The following is a 23,689-nucleotide window of genomic DNA, read 5'->3' on the forward strand; positions in this document are numbered from 1 at the left end:
CCGTTTCTTGGATAAATTTATAGGTTTACTGGCTGACCGGTACGAACGCTTTCGTCGGCTGCAAGACACACGCTCAAAGAGCGCACCGCATCCTGCATGTGACGTGTAAGATCAATATTTTCCCGGATTGCCTTGAGGACATAGGCTTGCTCAAGATCGCACAGCTCCTGATGGCCAGGCTCACCAGCCATATTCAGCAATTCGTCCTGCTTGGTAAAACGACCATCTGCATCCATTGCTGCTGAGTGCAACTTTATCGTTGACGTCTTGGTATGGGAATCGATGTCATCTGATTTGGCATTCTGATCCATCACGATGGAGACACAACCATTGGGAGATATGACGTCTTTCACGAAGAAGGCGGTTTCCGAAATCATCGGACCCCAGCCGGCCTCATACCACCCCACAGTCCTATCATCGAACAGAACCTGGAGATGACCATAATTGTACATGTCTGGCGCAATCTCATCCGATAGCCGCACGCCCATGCCGCGTACCTGAACCGGCTTTGCATCGGTGATTTGCAACATCACATCGAGGTAGTGCACGCCGCAATCGACAATTGGAGACGTTGTCTGCATAAGCGCCTTATGCGTGTTCCAAGTTGCACCACTGGATTGCTGATTGAGATTCATCCGGAAAACATAAGGTCCGCCGAGTTTTCGGGCCTCTTCAATCAGCCGAACCCATGACGGATGGTGGCGCAATATGTAACCAATCACCAGTTTACGGCCATATTGCTTGGCGGCAGCTACCACACGCTCCGCATCGGCAACTGTTGTAGCCAATGGCTTTTCAACGAAGACATCCGCCCCCGCTTTCATTGCCGCCACAGCATAGTCTGCATGGCTGTCGGAATAGGTATTGATGGACACCAGTTCCGGTTTGAGTTCCGCCAAGGCTGCCTCAAATGATTGGTGAATCGTGTACCCTTCAAGTTCCGGCTGCAAGGGCACGACAGATCTGTTTACCAACCCAACGATCTCAAATCCCGGATTATTATGGTAGGCGAGCGCATGACTGCGGCCCATATTGCCAAGCCCGGCAACAAGAACGCGGATCGGCTTTTGTTCGCTCATTTCACGGCTCCTGCTGTGATGCCGCGGATCAACTGCCGCGAAAAGATAAGGTAAAGGACAAGCACCGGCACAATCGCCAGAGTAAGTGCAGCAAGAACAGCATTCCAGTTAGTCACGAACTGACCGATAAAGACCTGACTGCCAAGCGTAATCGTCTTGGTCGCGTCGCTGGGCGCAAGGATCAGCGGGAACCAGAGATCGTTCCAGATCGGTATCATGGTAAAGACAGCGACAGTTGCCATGGCTGGCCTTATCAACGGCAAAACAAGACGGAAGAATATGGAATATTCCGAAAGGCCGTCGATACGTCCGGCATTCTTCAAATCATCGGAAACCGTTTGCATAAATTCAGTAAGGATGAATACGGCTAGTGGAAGACCCTGTGCAGTATAAACCAGAATGAGCGCGGTCAACGTATTCACCAGACCGGCCGCTACCATTCCCTGCAGGATCGCTACTGTGCCCAGCCGAATTGGGATCATGATACCAAGTGCAAGATAAAGTCCCATCAGGGTGTTGCCGCGGAAACGATATTCCGACAATGCAAAAGCAGCCATCGCACCAAACAGCAGAACGAAAAAGATCGATACAGCGGTAACGATAAAACTGTTTTGAAAATAGAGTGTGAAATCGCCTTGCTTCAGCACTGTTTCATAACCAACGAGACTGAAAACCGATGGAGTAGGTAGCCCCAGAGGATCGCGGAAAATAGAGGCGCGATCCTTGAAAGAATTGATGACAGTCAGGAACACGGGGAATAACGCGATAAGCGTGTAAGTTATCAACGCGAGGTGGACGAGACCGGTCCGAACTGGGGATGTCGTGGTTTTTGCCATGATCGCAATCCTAAAACTGATACCGGCGCATGCGCCGCTGAATGGCAAACAGATAGAGGCAAACGCCAGAGAGGATGATGAGGAACATCACCGTCGCAATGGTTGCGCCCATGGACTTGTCACCGATCTGAAGCTGGAAGCCAAAGAATGTACGGTAAAGCAACGTTCCGAGAATATCGGTCGCTCCATCCGGCCCTGCCAGTGCACCTTGCACGGTATAAACCAGATCGAACGCGTTGAAATTGCCCACAAAAGTAAGGATCGAGATGATGCCGATTGAGGGCAATATCAGCGGAAGCTTGATCTTCCAGAATTGGCTCCATCCGGTAACACCGTCGCACTCTGCTGCTTCCAGAACTTCGTCCGGAATGTTCAGCATCGCCGCGTAAATCAACATCATCGGTATGCCGACATACTGCCACACTGAAATCAGTGACACCGCAATCAATGCTGAACCGGGCTTACCGAGCCATGGCGAGAAAAGTGATTTGAGGCCAATCAAATCCAAAAGGAATGGCGAGACGCCCCATATCGGTGAAAGAATGAGCTTCCAGATAAACCCGACAATGACAAATGAAAGCAGCGTCGGCAGAAACAAAGCGGTGCGGTAGAAGGCACCAAAGCGCAATTTTGGCACGGATAGAAGCGCTGCCAATGCAACCCCGATTGGATTTTGCACGACCATGTGAATGAAAAAGAAGATGAAGTTATTCTTCAGTGCGTTCCAGAAGCTTGCCGCCCAACGCGGATCTCCAAACAGCACAGCAAAATTGTCCAAGCCCACAAAGACGCTTTGGCCATCTTTGACGTTGAACAGCGAAAGACGCAGTGTTTCGATGAGCGGAAGGATCATCACCGCCGTGTAGACGAGCAAAGCTGGTGTCAAAAATACCAATATGTGCCAGCGCCAAGGACGCTTATCGTTGCCGGCGGTCGGCCGATGCTTGCTCGACTGTGCTCATGGATAACAGAACCCCTGCTTTTGGTTTTGGCCGCATCATAAAACGGCGTGCGACTGCCGTGGAAAACCATCAAGTCGAATAATCGACGTTTTACTCAAAGCATAAACGGGGCATCAGGCGATGCCCCGTTTATGATCAGTGCTTATTTGGCAGGCTTGTACCAGCTGTCCAGACCGTCTTGCAGCTTCTTGGCTGCTGCTTCAGGCGTGTCGGTACCATTGATCACGTTAGCAGATTCTACCCATGTCTCGTTTTCGAGATTAGGTGTGCCGCGCGACAATATCTGGTAAGTTGAACGGATCGTTGGCTTGCACTTTTCGCGCCAGGAAACGAACTCCTGCGCCAATGGATCCTGCATCTTTACCGGCGTCGAGTTCAGGCTGAAGAACCCAGGCAGCGCATTGGCATAGATGTCGGCGAACTCGGGTGAAGCGACCCAATCGAGGAACTTCTTCGCTTCTTCCGGATGTTTGCTCTTGGCGTTCAGACCCGCGCCAATATCGTTATGATCCGAGATGTAGCATGCATCGCCAGCATTTTTCACGGGTGGCGGGAATGCCCCCATTTTGAACTGAGCCTGCGTATTGAAAAGGCCAATTTCCCATGAACCAGCTGGATAGATTGCAGCACGACCCAAGGTGAACAGATTCTGGCTGTCCGGATAGGTCTGAGCTTCAAAACCGTCGCCCAGATAATCTTTCCACTTCAGCAAAACCTTGTAAGGCTCGACCCAAGGGGCGTCCGTCAGCTTTTCCTCGCCCTTAATCAGCTTGGCGCGGCCTTCTTCACCCTTCCAATATGTCGGGCCGATATTCTGGTAGCCCATGGTTGCGGCTTCCCAAAGGTCTTTGGTACCCATTGCCATTGGAATATAGGTGCCATCGGCCTTGATCTTGTCTAGCGCTGCAAAGAATTCAGCTTCGGTCGTCGGAATAGCAATGCCAAGCTTATCAAAGGCATCCTTGTTGTAGATGAACCCATGAATAACCGAGGCCATTGGTACGCAGAATGCGTCCTTGCCATCGTCAGTCGTCCACGCAGCCTTGGCAACGTCGGAGAAATTTTTCATGCCGGGGAGATCAGTGAGGCTGGCGAGATTGCCGCGTTTGAACTGTTCAAGCGACTTGTCAAACGGACGGCAAGTGATGATATCGCCAGCGCTGCCTGCATCAAAACGCGCACCAAGGGCGGCATCATATTCGGTGGGCGGTGTTGGCGCGAACTTAACCTTGATGCCGGGATTCTTTGCTTCGAACGCTGGGATCAGCTTTTCCTGCCAGATGGCAAGATCATCCGTACGCCAGCTTTCAATTGTAAGCTCGGTATCAGCGGCATGAGCAAAACCGGCTGTTGCCAGGATGCTTGTCGCCATTAGCAGTGATTTTAGTGTCTTGCTTCCCATTTTAGTCTCCTGTTGCACCCTCATGAGTAGTGCCGTTAATGAGAGCCCGGGCCCCTAGCGGGACCCAAGGATCTCTTTCAGTTCCGAAAGCGCCGGGCGAAGCCTCTGTTGATTGCTTTCGAGAATCCTTGTTGCTTTGTTCGCATCTTTTGCGCCGGCAGCGAGTAGTACCGCCTCTTTTACTGAGCCTCCGCTTGCATCAAGCCATTTTGCAGCTTCACCCGGATCGCAAACGCTTATTGCCGAGACAATCCGAACCGCCCGCTCGCGCAATTTAATGTTGTCCGCCACCAGATTGACCATGTAGCCGTCATGCACATGCCCAAGATGGATCGCCATCAGGGTAGATAACAAATTAAGGGCGATTTTCTGCGCCGTACCGGCACCCATCCTGGTCGACCCCGCGACCATTTCCGCCGGAGTTTCCAATGCAATGGCAACATCAGCACCGTCAAAGATCGGTGCGTTACGATTATTGGCAATCGAAATGATTTTAAGCCCGCGCTTCCTGGCTTCGTCAATTGCTGCCAGAGCATAAGGCGTTGTACCGCTTGCCGACACCGCTATCAGACAATCGCCTGCCCTCAAGCTTGCCTCGGCGATGTCTTTGGCAGCTTGACTAACGTCATCCTCATAGGTTCCGGCAAGACGATTAAGGCTGGCAATACCTCCAGCGATCAGAATGACAATCCTGTCCGGGGCGATACCATAGGTGCCAGGAATTTCCAGCGCATCGGCCAGAGCCATGAGACCTGAACTTCCTGCAGCTGCATATACCAACCTGCCGCCACCCGAAATGGTTTCAGCAGCGATCTGTGCCGCCTCCGCAATTGGTTCCAACGCATTGGCGACGACTTCTGCAGCAGCGATTTGCGCATCAAGCAGCAAACGTACAACAACGTCCGGCGACTTCTCGTCAAGACCGGTCGCTCTATCATTGCGTTGCTCGGTGCGGCTAGGTTCCACTCTGCTCTCCTCGTTTTTATAATTAATGCCAAAAAAATACCACTTGTCCAGTAAATCTTAAAAAAATCCTGCAGTCATTTGCATCGGTGTAATTTTATGCATATATAACAATGCATTATAGAAAAATTTGAAAATACGTAAATTAACGCTTGGCTATTGGTACTTTATTGGTATTCTATTTACGGAGGGCTATTTGTCGTGACTTATCTCCTAGGAATCGATGGCGGTGGAACAGGTTGCAGAGCGGCATTGGCTGATCTGAACGGCCGCATCCTTGGTATAGGCAAGAGCGGCTCCGCCAATGTCATGACCGATATGGATATGGCGCGCGGCAATATAATGGACGCCACCGATGCTGCATTTGCCAGCGCAGGCATCGATAAGTCACACGTAGGTTCTCTGTCCGCAGTGTTGGGGCTCGCCGGCGCAAATGTTGGCGACAACGCTGCAAACTTGAAAGCCTCACTCCCGTTCAAGGATGCATTGGTTTTATCAGATGGCTTGATCGCGCTTCAGGGCGCAATAGGCAATAATGACGGTACAGTCGTCATTCTGGGAACGGGCTCGCTCTTTATTGCGCGCGAAGGAGATAAGGTCCAGTTCGCGGGCGGTTGGGGATTCAAGGTCGGCGATCTCGGCGGCGGCGCACGTTTAGGTCGACATCTGCTCGAGGAAACGCTTTTAGCATATGATCGTTTCCGCCCTGCATCCGAACTTACACAAGCCGTCATGCAGCGTTATGAAAACAACCCGCATAACATTGTACGATTTGCGCATGCGGCAACTCCGAGCGACTTCGGAACGCTCGTGCCGATAATCTTCGACTATGCTGCCGTCGAAGATGCGGTTGCTCTTGCTATCCTACAAATCGCCATAGACCAGATTGAGCAGGGTCTCGACACTATCATGTCAGCACGACAGACACGCCTTTCCCTTCTGGGCGGCCTTGGTCCGCTCTATGAAAAGCGCCTGTCAGCGCGCTATCAAGAGAAGCTGCAAAAACCGCTGAACGACGCTCTTGCCGGAGCGGTGCAACTCGCAGTTTTGAATTTCGCTTCAAAATCGGCGGAGTATATTCATGTCTGACGGCCTGATTAATATTCTTCCGACCCTCAATGACGGATCGATTGCCGGTGGCCCTCTTTATGTAAAATTGCAGCGGCTAATTGAAAATGCCGTGCTTGATGGCTTACTGAAACCCGGAGACGCATTGCCGCCGGAACGCGAGCTTGCCGCAATTGCCGATATTTCTCGCGTAACTGTTCGCAAAGCCGTTCAGGGTTTGGTGAGTGATGGTTTACTCATACAGCGTCACGGCTCCGGCACATTCGTCGCACCTCGCTCTGCTCGGGTAGAGCAATCGCTGACACATCTGACATCATTTACGGAAGATATGGCGCGGCGAGGCATGGTTGTTCGCTCGACATGGCTTGATCGTGGCATCTATGTACCCTCGCCTGAGGAAATGGTGACGCTGGGTCTGACTTCTGGCGAAAGAGTATCCCGGATCAGCCGCCTGCGTGTTGCCAATGATACGCCTATGGCAATCGAGAGAGCCGCTTTGTCCGTGCATGTTTTGCCCAATCCGGAACTAGTTACTCTGTCGCTTTATGCAGTGCTGGCCGCCAGCGGCAATCGTCCCGTTCGCGCGATACAGCGTATCTCGGCGGCAATACTTAAAGAGAACGATGCAAAATTGCTTGAGGTTCCTGTCGGTTCGGCCAGTTTGAATATTGAGCGAATCTCCTATCTTGATTCGGGAAAAGTGATTGAGTTCACCCGGTCCATTTATCGCGCAGACGCCTATGAGTTTGTTGCTGAGCTGAAACTCGGCGACAGTTCGGAAATATCAGGAGCAGTACTTTGAACAAGGCAACATTGATGCGGGAAGAGATATTGTCGATTCCCGACGTGACAACTCGTTTTCTGGATAGCTCCCGCGCCACGCTTGCCGCAGCTGGTGCAAAGCTGCGCGAAAAAAATCCACCATTTCTGGCATCCATAGCACGGGGGTCGTCAGACCATGTCACGGCATTCCTGAAATATTCCAGCGAGTTAACGGCAGGTATTCCAGTTGCATCACTTGGGCCATCGGTCGCTTCCATTTACGGCATAACCTTGAAACTGGGTAGCGCGGCCACTTTGTCCATCTCGCAATCCGGCAAGAGCCCCGATATTGTCAGCATGACAAAGGCAGCGCGCAAAAGCGGCGCACTTACCATCGCAATTACAAATGTAATTAATTCCGATCTTGCCAATGCAAGCGATCTGCCAATTGATATACTTGCCGGTCCAGAGCGTAGTGTTGCGGCGACAAAATCCTTCGTGAGTTCCGCAGTTGCAGGCCTTGCTTTGATCGGGCATTGGACCAACGATCAAAAGCTGCTTGCTGCCATCGATGACCTTCCTTCGGCAATGGCGAAGGCCGTGATGTGCGACTGGTCGCCATTCGCAGCGGCGTTGGAAAACGAAAACTCGCTTTTTATTCTTGGGCGCGGACCTTCTCTGGCCATTTCCAATGAGATTGCCTTGAAATTCAAGGAAACCAGCGGTGTTCACGCGGAATCATACAGCGCCGCAGAAGTGATGCATGGGCCAAAGGCAATTGTCGGCGAAGGCTTTCCAGTTTTGGTGCTTGCCGCAAGGGACGCCGCAGAAGCATCGCTCGTCGATGCCGCCGATCGTCTTGCCGATCAGGGTGCTGCTGTCTTCCTGACATCAAACAAGCCGTCAAAGGCAACGGCCCTGCCCTTTGTCGCTACATCGCATCCACTCACCGATCCGCTGGCGCTGCTCGTTTCATTCTACGCATTTGTAGAAGGGTTTGCCCGTAGCCGTGGCTTTAATCCCGATGAACCGCCTCACTTGCGAAAAGTGACGGAGACCATATGAGTACCGTCTACGCCATTACCGGTGCCGTCATTTTCGATGGAGAAAACTGGCACGAAAACGCCGCACTGGTTGTGGAACACGGCACAGTTAAAAGCATCGAAGCTACAAGCGTTCTAACTGCGGATATTCGCCGGGTTGAGATGAACGGGGGAAAACTTGTACCCGGGTTCATCGACGTTCAGGTGAATGGCGGTGGCGGGGTATTGCTCAATGACGGGCCGAGTATCGACGCTATCCGGACCATCTGCGATGCACATTTTGCTTTTGGCACAACTGCTCTGCTGCCAACGCTGATTACAGATACGCCGGAAACGACGGCAGCGGCTATTGCGGCGAGTAAAGCAGCGGCACAGGAAAAAGTCGCTGGGTTTATTGGTCTCCACCTCGAAGGCCCTCATCTGTCTGTTAGCCACAAAGGCACGCACGATCCCAAGCTGATCCGGCCTATGGACGATGCAGATTTGATTGCAATTATCGAAGCTGTTCAGGAGATTCCGGTACTTCTCACCACCGTCGCCCCCGAAACGGTATCGCCGGAAAAAATCAAGGCAATGGTCGACGCAGGCGTCATTGTTAGCCTTGGTCACAGCGGGGCATCATATGAAACAGCCTTGGCTGCGCAAGCGGCTGGCGCATCCATGGTCACGCACCTTTTCAATGCAATGAGCCAGCTTGGTCACCGCAGCCCGGGCGTTGTCGGTGCGACTTTGCAATCGGGAGAATTGTCAGCCGGACTGATTGCCGATGGTTTTCATGTCGACAAAGCGTCCATGTCGATTGCGCTGCGAGCCAAACAAGGCCCGGCGAAGATATTTCTGGTGACTGATGCGATGTCTACAATAGGCACGGATATCACGTCATTCACCCTTAACGGCAGAACCATAACGCGCGCCGGTGGCCGCCTGACGCTTGAAGACGGCACACTTGCTGGTGCCGATCTTGATATGATCTCGGCCGTTCGCTTCGTGCACCAGCAATTGGGGCTTACGCTTGATGAATCATTGCGCATGGCCTCGCTTTATCCTGCCCAGAGTATTCACATTGATCACACTCATGGCCGCTTATTGCCGGGCTATGAGGCAAATATTGTCCATTTAACTGAGAATCTTGACGTTGATCACGTCTGGATTGGCGGTGACCTTCACTATGCGCGTTGACGTCCGGCTCTAATTGACCATAGACTCCACGCCATTCTACAGGAGTGCATCATGGCCAAGGACGCATTGATCGTCATCGATGTTCAGAACGATTTTTGCGAAGGCGGTGCCCTAGCCGTGTCTGGTGGCAACGAAATTGTTCCGATCATCAACAAGCTGATACTCCGCTTCGACAGAGTTATCCTGACGCAGGACTGGCACACACCAGCTCATTCGAGCTTCGCATCAAGCCATCCAGGAAAAGCGCCCTTTGAAACCATTGCCATGCCCTACGGCGAGCAGACTCTTTGGCCGGATCATTGCATACAGGGCACAAATGGCGCCGATTTTCATCCTGATCTGGAATGGACAAAAGCCGAGCTTGTCATTCGAAAAGGCTTTCGCCCGCACATTGACAGCTATTCGGCATTTTATGAGAACGACCATGTGACGCCAACTGGCCTTGCTGGTTATCTGCGAGAGCGTGGAATCACTCATGTGACGCTTGTGGGTCTCGCTACAGATTATTGTGTGGCTTACTCCGCCCTTGATGCCGCCGCCCAAGGATTTTCCGCAGAAGTCTTACTTGACTCTTGCCGGGCAATCGATCTTGGTGGTTCGCTCGCAGCAATGACCATCACAATGCGCAAAGCCGGTGTCACGCTGATTTAGAGCAAAAAAGTGAACAGCTGCGCATTTTTTCCACAGGCTGACCTGCATCATTTGCCCAAAGTCAAATAACTGTTGTTTCTCTGTCACATAATGAGGATACTTAGCCCAAGCGCGCTAAAGACGACGCCTCACTATGGGAGATTATAATGACTAATCACGGCACCAAACTCACCGTGGCCTTCGGCATTTTGTTGGCCTCATCATCTGCATCGTTTGCTGTTACCGAAATCAGCTGGTGGCATGCAATGCCTGGCGCCAACGGCGAAGTCGTGCAGGCTTTGACAAAAGAGTTCAACGAAAGCCAAAGCGAATACAAAGTTGTGCCTGTGTTCAAAGGTACCTATCCGGAAGCGCTCAATGCTGGCATTGCCGCCTTCCGTGCAAAACAAGCTCCAGATATCCTTCAGGTTTTTGATGCCGGTACAGGCGTTATGATGGGAGCGGAAGGCGCGATCAAACCAGTTGCCGACATCCTTTCGATGGGCGAAACCAAGTTTGACAAGAGCCTCTATCTGCCGGGCATCGTGGCTTATTATTCAAAGCCGGACGGCACTATGCTGTCATTCCCCTATAACAGCTCTTCGCCAATCCTCTATTACAACAAAGATATATTCAAAAAGGCTGGTTTGGATGAGAATACTCCTCCAAAAACTTGGCCAGAAGTTTGGGAAGCTGCGAAGAAAATCAAGACAAGCGGCGCCGCTAATTGTGGTTACACAACAGCTTGGATGACTTGGATTCATACAGAAAATTATGCTGCATGGAATGATATTTCCTGGGGCAGCAATGAAAATGGCATCGGCGGCGTCGATGTTGAGCTGAAGATCAACTCGCCTCTTTTCGTCAAGCATTTCCAGGAACTTGCTGATCTGGCGAAAGATGGCACGTTCCGTTATGGCGGACGCACATCTGAAGCCAAGCAGCTATTCACGTCTGGTGAATGCGGCATTTACAATGATTCGTCGGGCGGCCTTGGCGACATCATCAAGTCCGGCATGAATTATGGTACCGGTCAGCTCCCTTATGAACCGGAATCCAAAAACGCGCCACAAAACACCATACCGGGCGGCGCGAGCCTCTGGGTGTTTGCCGGCAAATCAGACGAACAGTACAAAGGTGTGGCTGCCTTCTTCAACTTCCTGTCTAAGACTGAAATCCAATCAAGGCTGCATCAGGTTTCGGGCTATTTGCCAGTTACGCTGGCTGCCTATGAAGACACGAAGAAATCCGGATTCTACGAAAAGAATCCTGCTCGTGAAATTCCGATCAAGCAGATGATGGGCAAGGCACCGACCGAAAACTCAAAGGGTGTTCGTCTCGTAAACCTGCCGCAGGTCCGCGATATTCTGAACGAAGAATACGAGAACATGCTCGCTGGCAAGCAGACCGCTCAACAGGCACTTGATAAGGCCGTTGAGCGTGGCAACGCAGCAATCAAGCAGGCCATTGGCCAGTAACTAAGCCGTCAAAGATACCCGCCCGTATAATCTCATACGGGCGGGCTTTGTTTAAAGCGAGGCATCATGGCATCGTCAACGCGTGTCACTTTTCCCAACAAGTTTCTGCCCTACCTTCTGCTGGCACCTCAGTTGGCAATCACGGCCGTCTTTTTTTACTGGCCTGCATCGCAAGCCATTCAGCAGTCCGTATTGCGGGAGGATCCATTTGGATTGTCGACGCAATTTGTCGGGCTAGCCAATTTCAAACGCGTTCTGAACGATCCCAATTATCTGAACTCCCTTCAGGTGACTGTGATATTCTCGATTGCCACGGCCTTGATTGCCATGGCCTTTGCACTGTTGCTTGCGGTGATGGCCGATAAAGTCATACGTGGCAAAGGCGTGTACCGGACATTGCTGATATGGCCCTATGCCGTAGCTCCTGCGATTGCCGGCATGCTTTGGCTGTTTCTATTCAACCCCTCAATGGGTACATTGGCATATCTCCTTCGCTCGACGGGATATAATTGGGATCCGCTGCTTAATAGTGATCAGGCGATGGTGCTTGTCGTTGCTGCCGCTTCTTGGAAACAGATTAGCTACAATTTCCTGTTTTTCGTTGCGGGCCTGCAGTCCATTCCTAAATCGCTGATCGAAGCTGCGGCCATTGATGGCGCCGGAGAAACAAAGCGTTTTTGGACCATTATATTCCCGCTTCTCGCGCCAACAACATTTTTCTTGCTGGTCGTTAATACGGTTTACGCCTTCTTCGATACGTTCGGCATCATTCATGCCGTTACAGGGGGCGGTCCGGGAAAAGCAACAGAAACTCTGGTCTACAAGGTCTACAATGACGGGTTCGTCAACCTGATCCTTGGCGACTCGGCGGCGCAATCCGTTATTCTGATGGTAATTGTCATTGCTATGACAGCGGTACAATTCCGCTATGTCGAGCGCAAAGTCCATTACGGCTGAGGGGAACCAGAATCATGATTCAAAACAACCCCATAGGCCGCATCATCGCCCATATCATTTTGATTGTCGGCATTTTGATCGTTGCATTTCCAATCTACTACACCTTTGTAGCGTCAACCCAGACATTGCAGGATATTATCCGTCCGCCACTATCGTTGTTGCCGGGAGGTCATTTCTGGGAGAATTATTCCAGCGCTCTTTTCGGTGGCATCGGCAAGATCGGCGGCGTTGGCGTTGACCGTCTTTTGCTCAACACGCTTGTCATGGCGCTCGGCATTGCCATCGGCAAAATCATCATTTCCATCTTGTCCGCCTACGCGATCGTATTTTTCCGCTTTCCGGGACGCATGTTTTTCTTCTGGTTCATCTTTATAACGCTGATGCTGCCCGTCGAAGTGCGCATTCTGCCCACCTACAAAATTATGGTCGACCTTGGACTGATCGATACCTATACAGGCCTTATCCTTCCCCTCATGGCTTCGGCTACGGCCACACTTTTGTTCAGACAATTCTTCATGACAATTCCAGGCGAGCTGGTTGAAGCAGCCCGCGTGGACGGGGCTGGCCCGTGGCGCTTCTTCAAGGATATTCTGCTGCCCTTGTCGAAGACCAATATCGCGGCCCTGTTCGTCATCCTCTTCATCTATGGCTGGACCCAATATCTCTGGCCATTGCTCATGACCAATCGCAACGATATGGCGACCATCGTCATTGGGCTGCGCAAAATGATCGACTTCACAGACGCCAACACACAATGGCATCTGGTGATGGTCACCTGCATTCTCGCCATCCTGCCCCCAATTCTGGTCGTTGTTTTGATGCAACGCTGGTTTGTGCGCGGACTGGTTGAAACGGAGAAATAATATGGCAAGTGTAGAACTAACCGATGTCCGCAAAGTCTATGGAAGCTCCGTTGAAGCGGTAAAGGGCGTAAATATTTCTATCAATGACGGTGCGCTATGCGTGCTGGTCGGTCCATCGGGCTGCGGAAAATCTACTCTGCTTCGAATGATTGCCGGCTTGGAATCCATTACGGACGGCACTGTAAAAATCGATAGCACAGTCGTTAATAATCTCGGTCCCGCTGAAAGGGACATCGCCATGGTTTTCCAGAATTATGCGCTTTATCCGCATATGAAGGTCTACGATAACATGGCATACGGGCTGCGTAACCGCGGCATGCCTAAAGACGAAATCGACAAACGCGTTAGGGACGCCGCACAAATCCTTGAATTGACTCAGCTTCTCGAGCGACGCCCCAAGGAGCTTTCCGGTGGCCAACGTCAGCGTGTCGCAATGGGGCGCGCCATTGTACGCAGTCCGAAAGTGTTCCTCTTTGACGAACCGCTTTCCAATCTGGATGCAAAACTGCGTGGCCAGATGCGAGTGGAAATTAAAAACCTGCAACGCCAACTGGGCGTGACCAGCGTTTACGTTACCCACGATCAGCTGGAAGCAATGACGCTTGCAGACATACTCGTAGTCATGAACGGCGGTGCGGTCGAGCAAATCGGAGCTCCGCTGGATATATACGAGAAACCGGCCAGCACCTTCGTCGCAAGTTTTATTGGCGCGCCGCCCATGAACCTCGTCCCTGTCACGGCCGATGGTTCGGGACTCATCCTCAAGGATGGCACGCGTATTGGTGCTCAAGGTCTGGCGGTTCCAACATCGGGCGCTGTCATCGGCTTCCGTCCTGAAGATCTGGAAGTATCAGCCGGAACCAACACTCATATCGGTGGTTTGGCGCTTGATCTGAAGGTTCTTGGTGTAGAACCAGTCGGCGCGGAGAGCTATGTTTATGGCATTATTGGCGGTGAACGTGTCGTTGTCCGTGTGTCCGGACGCTCTACCTCACAGACTGACGATCATCTGCGCGTGATAATTCCAAAGGAAAAGCTGCATCTCTTTAATGAGGCCGGAAAACGTATCTGAAAGCAAAAAACCTCCCCCGTTTACGGGGGAGGTTTTCATTCGGGCTGGCAATATTAATTACCAGCTTGGAACGGCAGCGCCCTTATACTTGTCCAAGATGAACTGCTTTACAGGCTCCGAGTGATAGGACTCGACCAAGGTCTTTACCCAAGGCTTGTCCTTATCCGCGGTGCGGACTGCAATCAGGTTAATGTAGGGTGCCTTCTCGCCTTCCTTCAAGATCGTATCCTTCATCGGATCAAGACCGGCTTCAAGCGCGTAATTGGTATTGATTGCTGCTGCATCAACGTCATCAATGGAACGTGGCAGTTGAGCGGCATCGAGTTCAACGAATTTAAAGTTCTTGGTGTTTTCCGTCACATCGGCTGGATTAACTTTCAAGCCCACGCCGTCTTTCAGCTTGATTGCACCCTTGTCAGCCAGAATAAGCAAAGCACGTCCGCCATTGGTCGGATCGTTCGGAATCGCAATTGTAGCTCCGTCCGCCAACTCATCGAAACTCTTCACTTTTTTCGAATAGATGCCCATCGGAAAATTTACCGTGTAAGCGACGTCAACAAGGTCGAATTTGCGATCTGCAATCTGATTGTCGAGATATGGCTTATGTTGGAAAGAGTTGGCATCGAGCTCGCCATCGTTCAGTGCCTGGTTTGGCACGACATAATCGGAAAATTCCAATATCTCGATATCAAGACCCTTGGGCTTTGCAACTTCCGCAACCTTTTCCAGAATTTGCGCGTGCTCGCCCGGTGTCACACCAATCTTGATTGTTTCGGCCAAAGCCACAGTCGCGCTTAGGCTTATTGCCAAGGCGGCGACGCCAAGAATCTTTTTTAGCATTTTATACTCCTGTTCAAGAATGATTACTTTGGTCGATTACGCTTGTCGAATTGACGAGCTAGCCGGTCACCCGCGCTCTGCACCAATTGCACGAGCACGATGAGGACGACCACGACGATGGCCATCACATCCGGCATGAAACGTTGGTAACCATATCGGATACCAAGATCGCCTAGTCCGCCACCGCCGATTGCGCCGACCATGGCTGCATAGCCAATGAGGCTGACGATCGTAAGCGTCAGGGCTGAAGCGATACCGGGCCGGGCTTCGGCAAGCAGAACCTTGAAAACGATCTGCATCGGACTAGCACCCATAGCACGCGCAGCTTCAGTAAGACCGGGATCGACCTCACGAATCGCCGTTTCAACCAAGCGGGCAATAAAGGGTATCGTTGCAATGGTCAGCGGAACAATCGCGGCGGTTGTACCAATGGAGGTGCCTGCAATAGCCCGCGTGAATGGAATGATGGCTACAACCAAAATGATAAACGGCGTGGACCGAGTGGCGTTGACGACAAGTCCCAACGCTTTGTTTATTGAAGGAGCTGGAAATAGTTCGCCGCGACCGCTCGTTGCCAGAAAAACTCCAAGCGGAATGCCAAATAACGACCCTATCAGGCCGGCCACGGCAACCATGTACAGTGTCTGTCCTGTTGCCTTGAATAAAAGAGCCAGAATATCAGCGGACATAGCCCAACACCTCCGATGACAGGCCATGATCGGCGAGGAAATTGCGTGCTAAATCTATTTTTTCCAGATCAGCCAAGAGCGAGACAACCAGCATGCCGAAGGGTCTGCCTGCAATCTCGTCGACTGCTCCAGCCATGATATTGACCTCAATACCCAGATCACTGCCAAGCCGCGCAAGCATAGGCTCCGTTGCGTTCTCCCCCTTAAAGATAACTCGCAAGATGGTATGCGAGCCAGGTGTGGCAACGTTGGTCATGCGGCTGGTGAGAAACTCGGGAAGATGCATTCCAGCCAAGCCGCCGAGAAGTGCCCGTGTCGTTTCATGCTTGTGGCCGGTGAACACATCGAATGTTGCACCCTGCTCGACAATGCGGCCACCATCAATAACGGCCACATGAGCGGCTATCGTTTTGATCACTTCCATTTCATGCGTGATCAAAAGAACTGTAAGCCCCAGATCGCGATTGATTTTCGTCAAAAGCGCGAGGATGGAGCGCGTTGTTTCCGGATCGAGCGCCGAGGTCGCCTCATCCGAAAGCAATAATTTGGGTTCCGTCGCCAAGGCGCGGGCAATACCGATACGCTGCTTTTGACCGCCAGACAGTTCAGACGGGTAGCGGTTACGTTTATCGGAAAGCCCGACCAGATCAAGCAGAGGGGTTACCCTCTTCTCGATCGTCTGCTTGTCGATACCGGCAATTTCCAAAGGCAACGCAATATTATCAAAGGCAGTCCGGGAAGACAGAAGATTGAAGTGCTGGAAAATCATGCCAATCGAGCGCCGTACGGAGCGAAGGTTCTTTTCATCCAGACCTGCTACATCCGTACCATCAACCAGGACATGACCGGAGGTAGGTTTTTCAAGACCATTAACCAAGCGGATAAGCGTCGATTTACCTGCCCCCGAACGGCCGATGATGCCAGTTACTGAGCCACGAGGAACGATGAGGTCGACATCGTCCAGTGCAACAACCTCGGCTCCGCTACTGCCAGCGCCAAAACGTTTTGATACTTGTTGAAACTCAACCATAGGCTTGGCGGTCGATCCATCGCCTGGCCGCAGATCGAGGGGGCTTTGTGCCGTTTTATTCATAACTGCCATATTCATTTGCGGCGCTCGCACAACCGCCCTGTTGTCTGTTTGCGACCGTCTATATAGACGATCTGCGATTTTCGATAGGCCTTGACAACAGACATGAACATTTCAACTTCGGATTGTTGATGGCAGCTATGTGCCGTTGCCATCAACATAGGTGATGCCTGCCGAAATCGACACGCAAGATATTTCTCAAATTTAACGCGGGACGGAATCTTGTTCTAAAGATCGCGGCTATCGTAGCCAATTAGGCTGTTATCTAATTTATTATGCTGCAGCGCGGTATCGCTCCAACCAATGGGCATATGCTGGTGGCAGAATCCATGACGGCTTTTCAACGCCAAGTTCTTTGGCTGCGCGATAAGGCCAATGAGGCTCGTCGAGCAGCGGGCGACCAAGCATGACAAGATCAACCGATCCATCACGCAAAAGACCCTCCGCCTGTTGCGGGGTGCTGATGTACCAGGATGTTGATGCCGGCAGGCCGGTTTCATTTTTAACACGGGCAGCAAGAGGACCAAGGAAAGCAGGGCCCCAAGGAATATTGGCTTTGCCACCGGAGAAGCCCATACTGACGTCGATGAAGTCCAATCCATCGGCCTTTAGCAGTTTTATCAGCTCGATTGCTTCCGCCACTGTTTCTTCATCATTGCCATCATACTCAATCACGCCAAGGCGCATTGTCAGGGGTAAGTTCTGCGGCCAGACCTTGCGTACTGCCTGCAGCGTTTCACGAAGAAAGCGCGAGCGGTTTTCGAAACTGCCGCCATAGGCATCTGTACGTTGGTTGGAATGTTTGGACAGGAAGCTTTGGGCAAGATAACCATGCGCAAAATGTAGTTCCAACCACTCGAAGCCACTCGCAAGAGCCCGTGTTGCACTGTCAACGAAAGCATTTTTTATGCCTTCTATTTCGGCCAACGTCATTTCCCGAGGCACCTTCGATAAGCCGCCGCCATAAGCTATCGCGGAAGGCGCAATAATTTCCCAACCGCGCGGATCATCGGAAGCGATGTGATCGTCACCTTCCCATGGCCGATTTGCACTTGCCTTACGTCCGGCATGTCCGATCTGTATACCTGCAACTGCTCCCGCCGCTTTGATCGTTTTGACCGCCTTAGCCAATTCTGCTGCTTGGGTATCGTTCCATAGTCCAGAGCAAGCCGGAGTAATCCGGCCTTCCGGAGTGACGGCCGTAGCCTCCACGATAACAAGGCCAGCACCTCCTCTGGCCAAACCGCCCAAATGTACGTGGTGCCAATCATTGATTACACCGTCGACCGCGGAATATTGGCACATTGGTGATACTGCGATGCGATTACGTAGCGTGACGCCCTTAAGGGTAAAGGGCTCAAAAAGAGTGGTCATAGGTCTTCTCCAAACTGCAATTGTTCGATTGTTCGATATTATTCGAACAATAGCAATACACAAAAATTTGTGTTATCAAGGAATCATGAGACAGTTTGTGCATCCTTCTTCGTCGGATATTCGGCTTGAATCCGTACTTCACGCTTTGAGCGACCCGGTTAGACTTTCAATTGTCCGGCAATTGGCCCGTGAAGGTGAAGCCACATGTGCCGCGCTTGATGGCGGTCGCCCCAAGTCAAGCATGTCCCATCATTTCCGTATTCTGCGGGAGTCGGGCGTTGTAAAAACCCGCAACGAAGGGACATCCCATATGAACGAGCTGCGATCACATGATCTGGAGAACGTTTTCCCTGGCTTACTGACGGCAATTCTCAATGCCACGCCAAATATTTGAGCCCCAAACTTCAGCTTGAGCCGTCACATTTCCTAAAGGGATGGATGCTTCAAGCCAAATTCCGCTTATCAACAAGTCAAACAAGAGTGAATTCTATAAAGACTATACTTTGCGCAGGAAGTATACGATAATAAATAATAAATTGTTATTTTGCCGATATATGCAGTCAACAATTAGATTCCAACCAATGATACATATGTTGCACTTGACATCTATCCTCAATTGTCTAGATTTTTCTGCCTTAAAGACATTGGTAACTAATATAAAGAATGTGAAGTATTTTAACGAATACAGAACTCAAAACGGATAAGACTGACTGGTCCGTTTTATCTTGCCGAGGCTCCGCGTGCGACTGTCAAGCTTCCATACTTTTGACGCTGTCCGATCGATGTTCGGCATGCGCGGAAACATAAATCCCGTTGTAAAACGCCGTGTTTACGCGGAGCAGATGGACGTTGCGCTCAGGCTGGCGCCTTTCACAGTTCTGGTGGCAATGTGTGTTGTGTTCGTTGTCACTTACGTTTTCTGGGACCTCGGCCCCCGCCCCTATTTGGCTGGCCTGGCGTTGGTCGTTGCTTTCATGACCGCCGTTTCCCTATTTGCCTGCTGGCAATGGTATAATGTTCCGAAAGTAAAGGAACTGGGCTTTGATGCCATAAAGTACCTCATCATCGTATCTGCTCTCTATGGCATTTGCCTTGGAAGCATACCCCTGATGCTTTTCCTGGATGCCGACGCCTATCACCGGCTCCTCATAGCTTGTACCGCCGCGGGTCTGATGGCGACGGGCATTGGGGTAGCCGTCGTGCCGCTTGCAGCGATCGCTTATTCCGGCACGATCATCACCGGCTCCTTTTTCGCATTAGCCTCCACCGGCGAGGATTTTTTCCTTTTCATCGCAATTTTGCTGGCCTTCTACGCGCTTTTCATTTTGTTCACCATTGTTCACATGAGCAATCTCATTGTTATGAGGACTCTCGATCAGATCAAGGTGGAGCAGCAAAAAGAGGTTATCAGCCTGCTACTCTATGATTTTGAAGAAAATGCCAGTGATTGGATCTGGGAAACTGATGCTGATCTCAAACTACAGCATACATCACCTCGCCTTGCTCAGATTTCCGCGAAAGCAATGCGCGACCTGCAGGGCATGCCTTTCGCGCAGCTTTTCAAGATAGACCAATCGCATGCAGACGCAGCGATAAAAGTCGGTTCGATCTGGCAGGCAATCGAAAACCGAACAACTTTCCGCAACCATATCCTGCCGGTGAATATCAAGGGCGAAACACGCTGGTGGTCGCTTACGGGCAAACCAATTTTCGATAATGCCGGCCAATTCGTCGGATATCGCGGCGTTGGGTCGGACGTAACTGCGGCAAAACAATCCGAAGACCAATTGTCTTATCTGGCGCGCTATGACGTGTTGACTGATTTGCCCAACCGTACATTGTTCAACGATCAACTGAGCGAGGCGACAAAGAACCTGGAACACGGCCTGCGCAGCTTCGCTGTGTTCTGTATAGATCTTGATGAATTCAAGACCGTTAATGACAGTTTCGGCCACGGCATTGGCGATCAATTGCTGAAACAGGTCGCCGACCGTCTTCGGGGCAGTTCGCCGTCCACCTACACCGTTGCTCGTTTGTCGGGAGACGAGTTTGCCATATTGGCAAATGGCGCCGACCACGCCGCTGCAACGGAACTTGCCCATCAACTGGTACACAATATTTCGCAGCCATTTTGGATCGACGGCATCCAGATCAACATCCATATCAGCATTGGCATTGCGATTGCCCCGACCGATAGCGTCAATGATATTATGCGCTGTGCAGATTTGGCGCTTTACCGTACCAAGAATGAAGGCCGTAACAGCTATCGGTTCTATGAAGTAGAAATGGATGCTCGGATAGAAGCCAAGCGTGCGCTCGCCATGGACCTGCGCGGTGCTTTGGCCCGCAACGAATTCATCTTGCACTTCCAGCCAATTGTTTCGGCCTCAACGCTCAAGACTGTCGGGTTTGAAACGCTGTTGCGATGGAAGCATCCCGTTCACGGATTTATCTCGCCAACGGTCTTCATTCCCATAGCAGAGGAAACCGGTAACATTATTCCGCTTGGGGAATGGATTATTCAGGAAGCGTGCCGGACAGCGGTCGATTGGCCCGCCGATATCCATGTGGCAATCAATATCTCGGCGATCCAGTTTCGCCATTCCGATCTTGCCTCGATTGTGCGCGATGCGCTGACAAAGAACAAACTTAATCCCAGCAGGCTCGAACTGGAAATCACGGAATCCGTATTTCTAGAAGCAAATGTCGCTGCTATTTCGCTGCTCCGGCAGTTCCGCGCCATGGGTGTCAGCGTTGCGCTTGATGATTTTGGTACCGGATATTCCAGCCTGAGCTACCTGCGAAAAATGCCCTTCGACAAAATCAAAATCGATCAGTCTTTTGTTCGCGATCTTCCACATAATCGCGGTAGCTTGGCAATTATCAGAGCGGTCATGGGTCTGGGGGCAAGCATGGGCATGAAGATTACTGCTGAAGGTGTCGAGACGCGCGAGCAACTTGCATGCCTTCAAAAGGAGGGCTGCGATCAGGTGCAAGGCTTCCTTTTCAGCCCAGCCGAGCCGGTAGAGAAAACCTTTGCCCTGCTCGAATTTGATCGCGAAAGATATCAGGTCGCAAGCTAGAGCAAATTTTTCTTAGAGTACATGGATCGATCCTGATTGGGCACGCTCGATATCAGGCTTGTCGCTTTGACTGTTCAATCGTTTTCGGGTGGTAGCTAGGTGACAGACGCGAGTCTTTTGGCCAGTATGCCAAAAAGCCCTTGATGACCTCTCCGGGTATGTCGAGCGGGTTATAATTGTCCCTGTCAACAAACATCAATGATTGCTCGCCATGCCCTAGAAGGCCTTGCGAACGGCTGTGAATCTCGTGACTTAAAGTCACGAACTTTCGATTGTGACGAGCAATCTTGATCCTGACAGTGATCTGCTCGAACTCTTTCGACTCCCGCCGGTAATCATGCGTGAAGGAACGGGTAAGAATATAGAAGCGAGTGGTAGCAAGATCAAAATCCGGCATGCAGACATTGAAAAACAACTCGCGCGCTTTGCCGACCCAGCGTACATAATTTGCAAAATATACATTACCGACCGAGTTGGTATCATCGTAGGTCGGAACAAGCTGCATAACGAACCACTCCCCATCGAAGCCATGTGAAGGTGTTGTTTCTTCATTACCCGACGACATCAAAGGTGCAGACATCGCCATACGCAAGGGTTGATCGACAATGTCCACGGGGATGGCTTTAGAGCGCGGCCCGACCAGCTCGATAATAACTGGAAGAGCACCGATAAGACCAATGAATGGCGATATCACCAAGAAACCCGGAATTGGCTCGACATAGCCAATTACAAAAATCAACGATGATCCACATCCAATCATGAAACTCAAAACCGGATCAAAGCGCGCCTTCGCTCCCAAAGCCTCACAAACAAGATTTGCCGACGCGCTGACAAACAGTGTCGCAAACGGCATCATAAAATACATCAGCGAAAAATTTGCTGGCACGGCAGCATAGGAAACCCATGTTGCTCCAATCAGCAGCCAGAGCGGTGAAGACGCAATGTTGTCCGGAATGAGCGCAAGCAACGGACTGTTACTACGCAGGTTTTTTCCCTTCAAAAACCACGAAGTTGCACAGTAAAAGCTGTCAACGGTCGACGCCATGGCTATCGTTGTCCAAATCACGAAGGCCACTGCAAGATAGGGCTGGCCATTTTCAGCAGCCAGTACCGTTGCTGCTGAAACTGCCCCTTGCGCGCTTGGCAAACCATCAATGGAAAGAATGCTGCCAATAGGGCCTACGGCTGACGCCGTCAGTGCATTGAGAAACAGAAACCCAAAAAAGAGCAAGGCTCCCATGCCATAAGCGAGGCCAACATTTCCGCCTTCGCGCTTGATAGTCACAGCACGTTGCCAATGCTGTATATCCAACCATGGCCCGAGTAAAAAGCCGATCAGCGTTGGCATAATCAGGCCATAGAAACGCGCATCAAAACTTTGCAATGGAACGCCAGGATAAGACGAGGTTTTTGCCAGCCCCAAGTAAAGCACTATGCCGGCGGTCACACCAACCCCCGTATAAACAATGTGCAGCAACTTCAATTGCTGCAAGTTCAGTGCATGGCCAATAGCGCAGGCAAACAGAAGCAGAAGAGCGACACCAAGACCGGAACCTTCACCAACGACGGGCTGCCAGAGATAGGCGACAAATCCGAAGATTGTTACAACCAGCGCGGCCATCTGAAACAGGAGGAAAACGCCCGCATAGCGGCCTTCAATATCTTTGATAATCTGGTCCGGCGAGCGTTTGGTACGCCCTAGAATATAACCGAATAACCAAAGCCCCCCGACATTGGCTATTGCAAATCCAAAGAAGCCCAGCCAGCCATATGTCAGCGTGACATGAATGGAATAAAAGAATCCCAATCCCCAAAGCCAAGAGAGGCCAATTGTCGGCGCCCAAAGTAAATCCCGCACAAACTTCATGATATCCAGCTTTTCCAAAACCGGTGACCCACACACCAACATTAATCGATGTTATTCGCCGTGATAAGTCAATGATTTGCGCCCCATGCGCGCATCATGAAACCGTACTTTTTTAACGTGCTCAATTTGAAGGCAGAATTACTTCATCTAAAGAGGTTTTTGTGCCTATTTGAGCGTATCACCTGCCTAATGTCAGACCAATAACACATCTTCATGGCGACATGCTTTCAAATTTGAGGGCGGGTGCTATTGCCACCATAACAGTCGGATGATCTATAATTGTGGCAGGAAGGAATATTCATGAATCGCAATATGCTTTTACTGGTCATCGGCGGGCTGATCGTTCTGGTCGCAGGTTTGGGATTTTACATTTACGACAAAGAGTCAAAGCCCGATGGCATCGAGCTTAAGATCAATGAGAGCGGGATTTCCATTCAGGAAAACTAACGAGC

General features: G+C 51.2%; 22 protein-coding genes. 12 read left to right on the top strand and 10 right to left on the bottom strand.

Annotated features, from left to right (window positions below; genetic code table 11):
• Positions 1–17: 17 nt before the first annotated feature.
• From QFZ34_RS07755 to QFZ34_RS07775, 5 genes are all read right to left on the bottom strand, one after another.
• The gene (locus tag QFZ34_RS07755) at positions 18–1,079 is read right to left on the bottom strand and encodes a Gfo/Idh/MocA family protein (RefSeq protein WP_115052513.1); all 1,062 of its coding nucleotides are present in this window, start codon (positions 1,077–1,079) and stop codon (positions 18–20) included.
• On the bottom strand, positions 1,076–1,915 hold the full coding sequence (locus tag QFZ34_RS07760; protein WP_307279263.1) for a carbohydrate ABC transporter permease: 840 nt from the start codon (positions 1,913–1,915) through the stop codon (positions 1,076–1,078). Before QFZ34_RS07760 ends, QFZ34_RS07755 begins: the two co-directional genes overlap by 4 nt.
• Before the next feature lie 10 nt (positions 1,916–1,925).
• On the bottom strand, positions 1,926–2,813 hold the full coding sequence (locus QFZ34_RS07765; protein WP_307286166.1) for a carbohydrate ABC transporter permease: 888 nt from the start codon (positions 2,811–2,813) through the stop codon (positions 1,926–1,928).
• Between the two features lie 206 nt (positions 2,814–3,019).
• Positions 3,020–4,279, bottom strand: coding sequence for an ABC transporter substrate-binding protein (locus QFZ34_RS07770; RefSeq protein ID WP_115052511.1), 1,260 nt, complete (start codon positions 4,277–4,279; stop codon positions 3,020–3,022).
• 54 nt (positions 4,280–4,333) lie between these two features.
• Positions 4,334–5,245 carry an N-acetylmuramic acid 6-phosphate etherase gene (locus tag QFZ34_RS07775; protein ID WP_307279270.1) on the bottom strand — a complete coding sequence of 304 codons (912 nt, stop codon included), beginning with the start codon at positions 5,243–5,245 and terminating at the stop codon, positions 4,334–4,336.
• A 198-nt stretch (positions 5,246–5,443) separates the two neighbouring features.
• On the opposite strand from QFZ34_RS07775, the gene QFZ34_RS07780 reads away from it, so the two are divergent.
• The 9 genes from QFZ34_RS07780 (at position 5,444) to QFZ34_RS07820 (ending at position 14,294) form a co-directional block, all read left to right on the top strand.
• Positions 5,444–6,331, top strand: coding sequence for a glucosamine kinase nucleotide-binding domain-containing protein (locus QFZ34_RS07780; protein ID WP_307279273.1), 888 nt, complete (start codon positions 5,444–5,446; stop codon positions 6,329–6,331).
• On the top strand, positions 6,324–7,112 hold the full coding sequence (locus tag QFZ34_RS07785; protein ID WP_115052508.1) for a GntR family transcriptional regulator: 789 nt from the start codon (positions 6,324–6,326) through the stop codon (positions 7,110–7,112). Before QFZ34_RS07780 ends, QFZ34_RS07785 begins: the two co-directional genes overlap by 8 nt.
• Before the next feature lie 14 nt (positions 7,113–7,126).
• Positions 7,127–8,137 carry an SIS domain-containing protein gene (locus tag QFZ34_RS07790; RefSeq protein ID WP_307286169.1) on the top strand — a complete coding sequence of 337 codons (1,011 nt, stop codon included), beginning with the start codon at positions 7,127–7,129 and terminating at the stop codon, positions 8,135–8,137.
• Positions 8,134–9,294, top strand: a complete 1,161-nt coding sequence (nagA, locus tag QFZ34_RS07795) for an N-acetylglucosamine-6-phosphate deacetylase (protein ID WP_307279279.1) — start codon at positions 8,134–8,136, stop codon at positions 9,292–9,294. Before QFZ34_RS07790 ends, nagA begins: the two co-directional genes overlap by 4 nt.
• Positions 9,295–9,345: 51 nt before the next feature.
• The gene (gene pncA / locus QFZ34_RS07800; RefSeq protein WP_307279283.1) at positions 9,346–9,945 is read left to right on the top strand and encodes a bifunctional nicotinamidase/pyrazinamidase; all 600 of its coding nucleotides are present in this window, start codon (positions 9,346–9,348) and stop codon (positions 9,943–9,945) included.
• Between the two features lie 146 nt (positions 9,946–10,091).
• A complete protein-coding gene (gene ugpB, locus QFZ34_RS07805; RefSeq protein WP_115052505.1) occupies positions 10,092–11,402 on the top strand; it encodes a sn-glycerol-3-phosphate ABC transporter substrate-binding protein UgpB in 1,311 nt (436 codons plus the stop codon).
• Positions 11,403–11,468: 66 nt separating this feature from the next.
• Positions 11,469–12,359 (top strand): sn-glycerol-3-phosphate ABC transporter permease UgpA, encoded by an 891-nt coding sequence (ugpA, locus tag QFZ34_RS07810; RefSeq protein WP_115052504.1) that lies wholly within the window; start codon positions 11,469–11,471, stop codon positions 12,357–12,359.
• A 14-nt stretch (positions 12,360–12,373) separates the two neighbouring features.
• Positions 12,374–13,222: a sn-glycerol-3-phosphate ABC transporter permease UgpE gene (gene ugpE, locus QFZ34_RS07815; protein ID WP_115052503.1), complete on the top strand. Its 849-nt coding sequence runs from the start codon at positions 12,374–12,376 to the stop codon at positions 13,220–13,222.
• A 1-nt stretch (position 13,223) separates the two neighbouring features.
• Complete coding sequence (locus tag QFZ34_RS07820; RefSeq protein WP_307279296.1) at positions 13,224–14,294, top strand: sn-glycerol-3-phosphate import ATP-binding protein UgpC; 1,071 nt, start codon at positions 13,224–13,226, stop codon at positions 14,292–14,294.
• 57 nt (positions 14,295–14,351) lie between these two features.
• Here the strand turns inward: QFZ34_RS07820 and QFZ34_RS07825 are convergent, their stop codons facing one another.
• The 4 genes from QFZ34_RS07825 to QFZ34_RS07840 form a co-directional block, all read right to left on the bottom strand.
• Positions 14,352–15,134, bottom strand: a complete 783-nt coding sequence (locus QFZ34_RS07825) for a MetQ/NlpA family ABC transporter substrate-binding protein (protein ID WP_307279298.1) — start codon at positions 15,132–15,134, stop codon at positions 14,352–14,354.
• 23 nt (positions 15,135–15,157) lie between these two features.
• Entirely contained in the window at positions 15,158–15,823 is a 666-nt protein-coding gene (locus QFZ34_RS07830; protein ID WP_115052501.1) for a methionine ABC transporter permease, read from the bottom strand.
• Positions 15,813–16,853 carry a methionine ABC transporter ATP-binding protein gene (locus QFZ34_RS07835; protein ID WP_162802500.1) on the bottom strand — a complete coding sequence of 347 codons (1,041 nt, stop codon included), beginning with the start codon at positions 16,851–16,853 and terminating at the stop codon, positions 15,813–15,815. Before QFZ34_RS07835 ends, QFZ34_RS07830 begins: the two co-directional genes overlap by 11 nt.
• 333 nt (positions 16,854–17,186) lie before the next feature.
• The gene (locus QFZ34_RS07840; protein WP_115052499.1) at positions 17,187–18,287 is read right to left on the bottom strand and encodes an NADH:flavin oxidoreductase/NADH oxidase; all 1,101 of its coding nucleotides are present in this window, start codon (positions 18,285–18,287) and stop codon (positions 17,187–17,189) included.
• An 85-nt stretch (positions 18,288–18,372) separates the two neighbouring features.
• Between QFZ34_RS07840 and QFZ34_RS07845 the strand changes: the two genes are divergently transcribed.
• Both QFZ34_RS07845 and QFZ34_RS07850 read left to right on the top strand, forming a co-directional pair.
• Positions 18,373–18,681 (top strand): ArsR/SmtB family transcription factor, encoded by a 309-nt coding sequence (locus tag QFZ34_RS07845; RefSeq protein WP_115052498.1) that lies wholly within the window; start codon positions 18,373–18,375, stop codon positions 18,679–18,681.
• Between the two features lie 397 nt (positions 18,682–19,078).
• Complete coding sequence (locus QFZ34_RS07850) at positions 19,079–21,370, top strand: putative bifunctional diguanylate cyclase/phosphodiesterase (RefSeq protein ID WP_307279308.1); 2,292 nt, start codon at positions 19,079–19,081, stop codon at positions 21,368–21,370.
• 52 nt (positions 21,371–21,422) lie between these two features.
• Here QFZ34_RS07850 and QFZ34_RS07855 read toward each other — a convergent pair whose 3' ends face one another.
• Positions 21,423–23,237, bottom strand: coding sequence for an acyl-CoA thioesterase (locus tag QFZ34_RS07855; RefSeq protein WP_307279312.1), 1,815 nt, complete (start codon positions 23,235–23,237; stop codon positions 21,423–21,425).
• 300 nt (positions 23,238–23,537) lie between these two features.
• Between QFZ34_RS07855 and QFZ34_RS07860 the strand changes: the two genes are divergently transcribed.
• The gene (locus QFZ34_RS07860) at positions 23,538–23,684 is read left to right on the top strand and encodes a hypothetical protein (RefSeq protein WP_307279315.1); all 147 of its coding nucleotides are present in this window, start codon (positions 23,538–23,540) and stop codon (positions 23,682–23,684) included.
• The last annotated feature ends 5 nt before the right edge of the window (positions 23,685–23,689 follow it).

The organism is Phyllobacterium ifriqiyense (genome assembly GCF_030817885.1).
GTDB classification, from domain to species: Bacteria; Pseudomonadota; Alphaproteobacteria; order Rhizobiales; family Rhizobiaceae; genus Phyllobacterium; species Phyllobacterium ifriqiyense.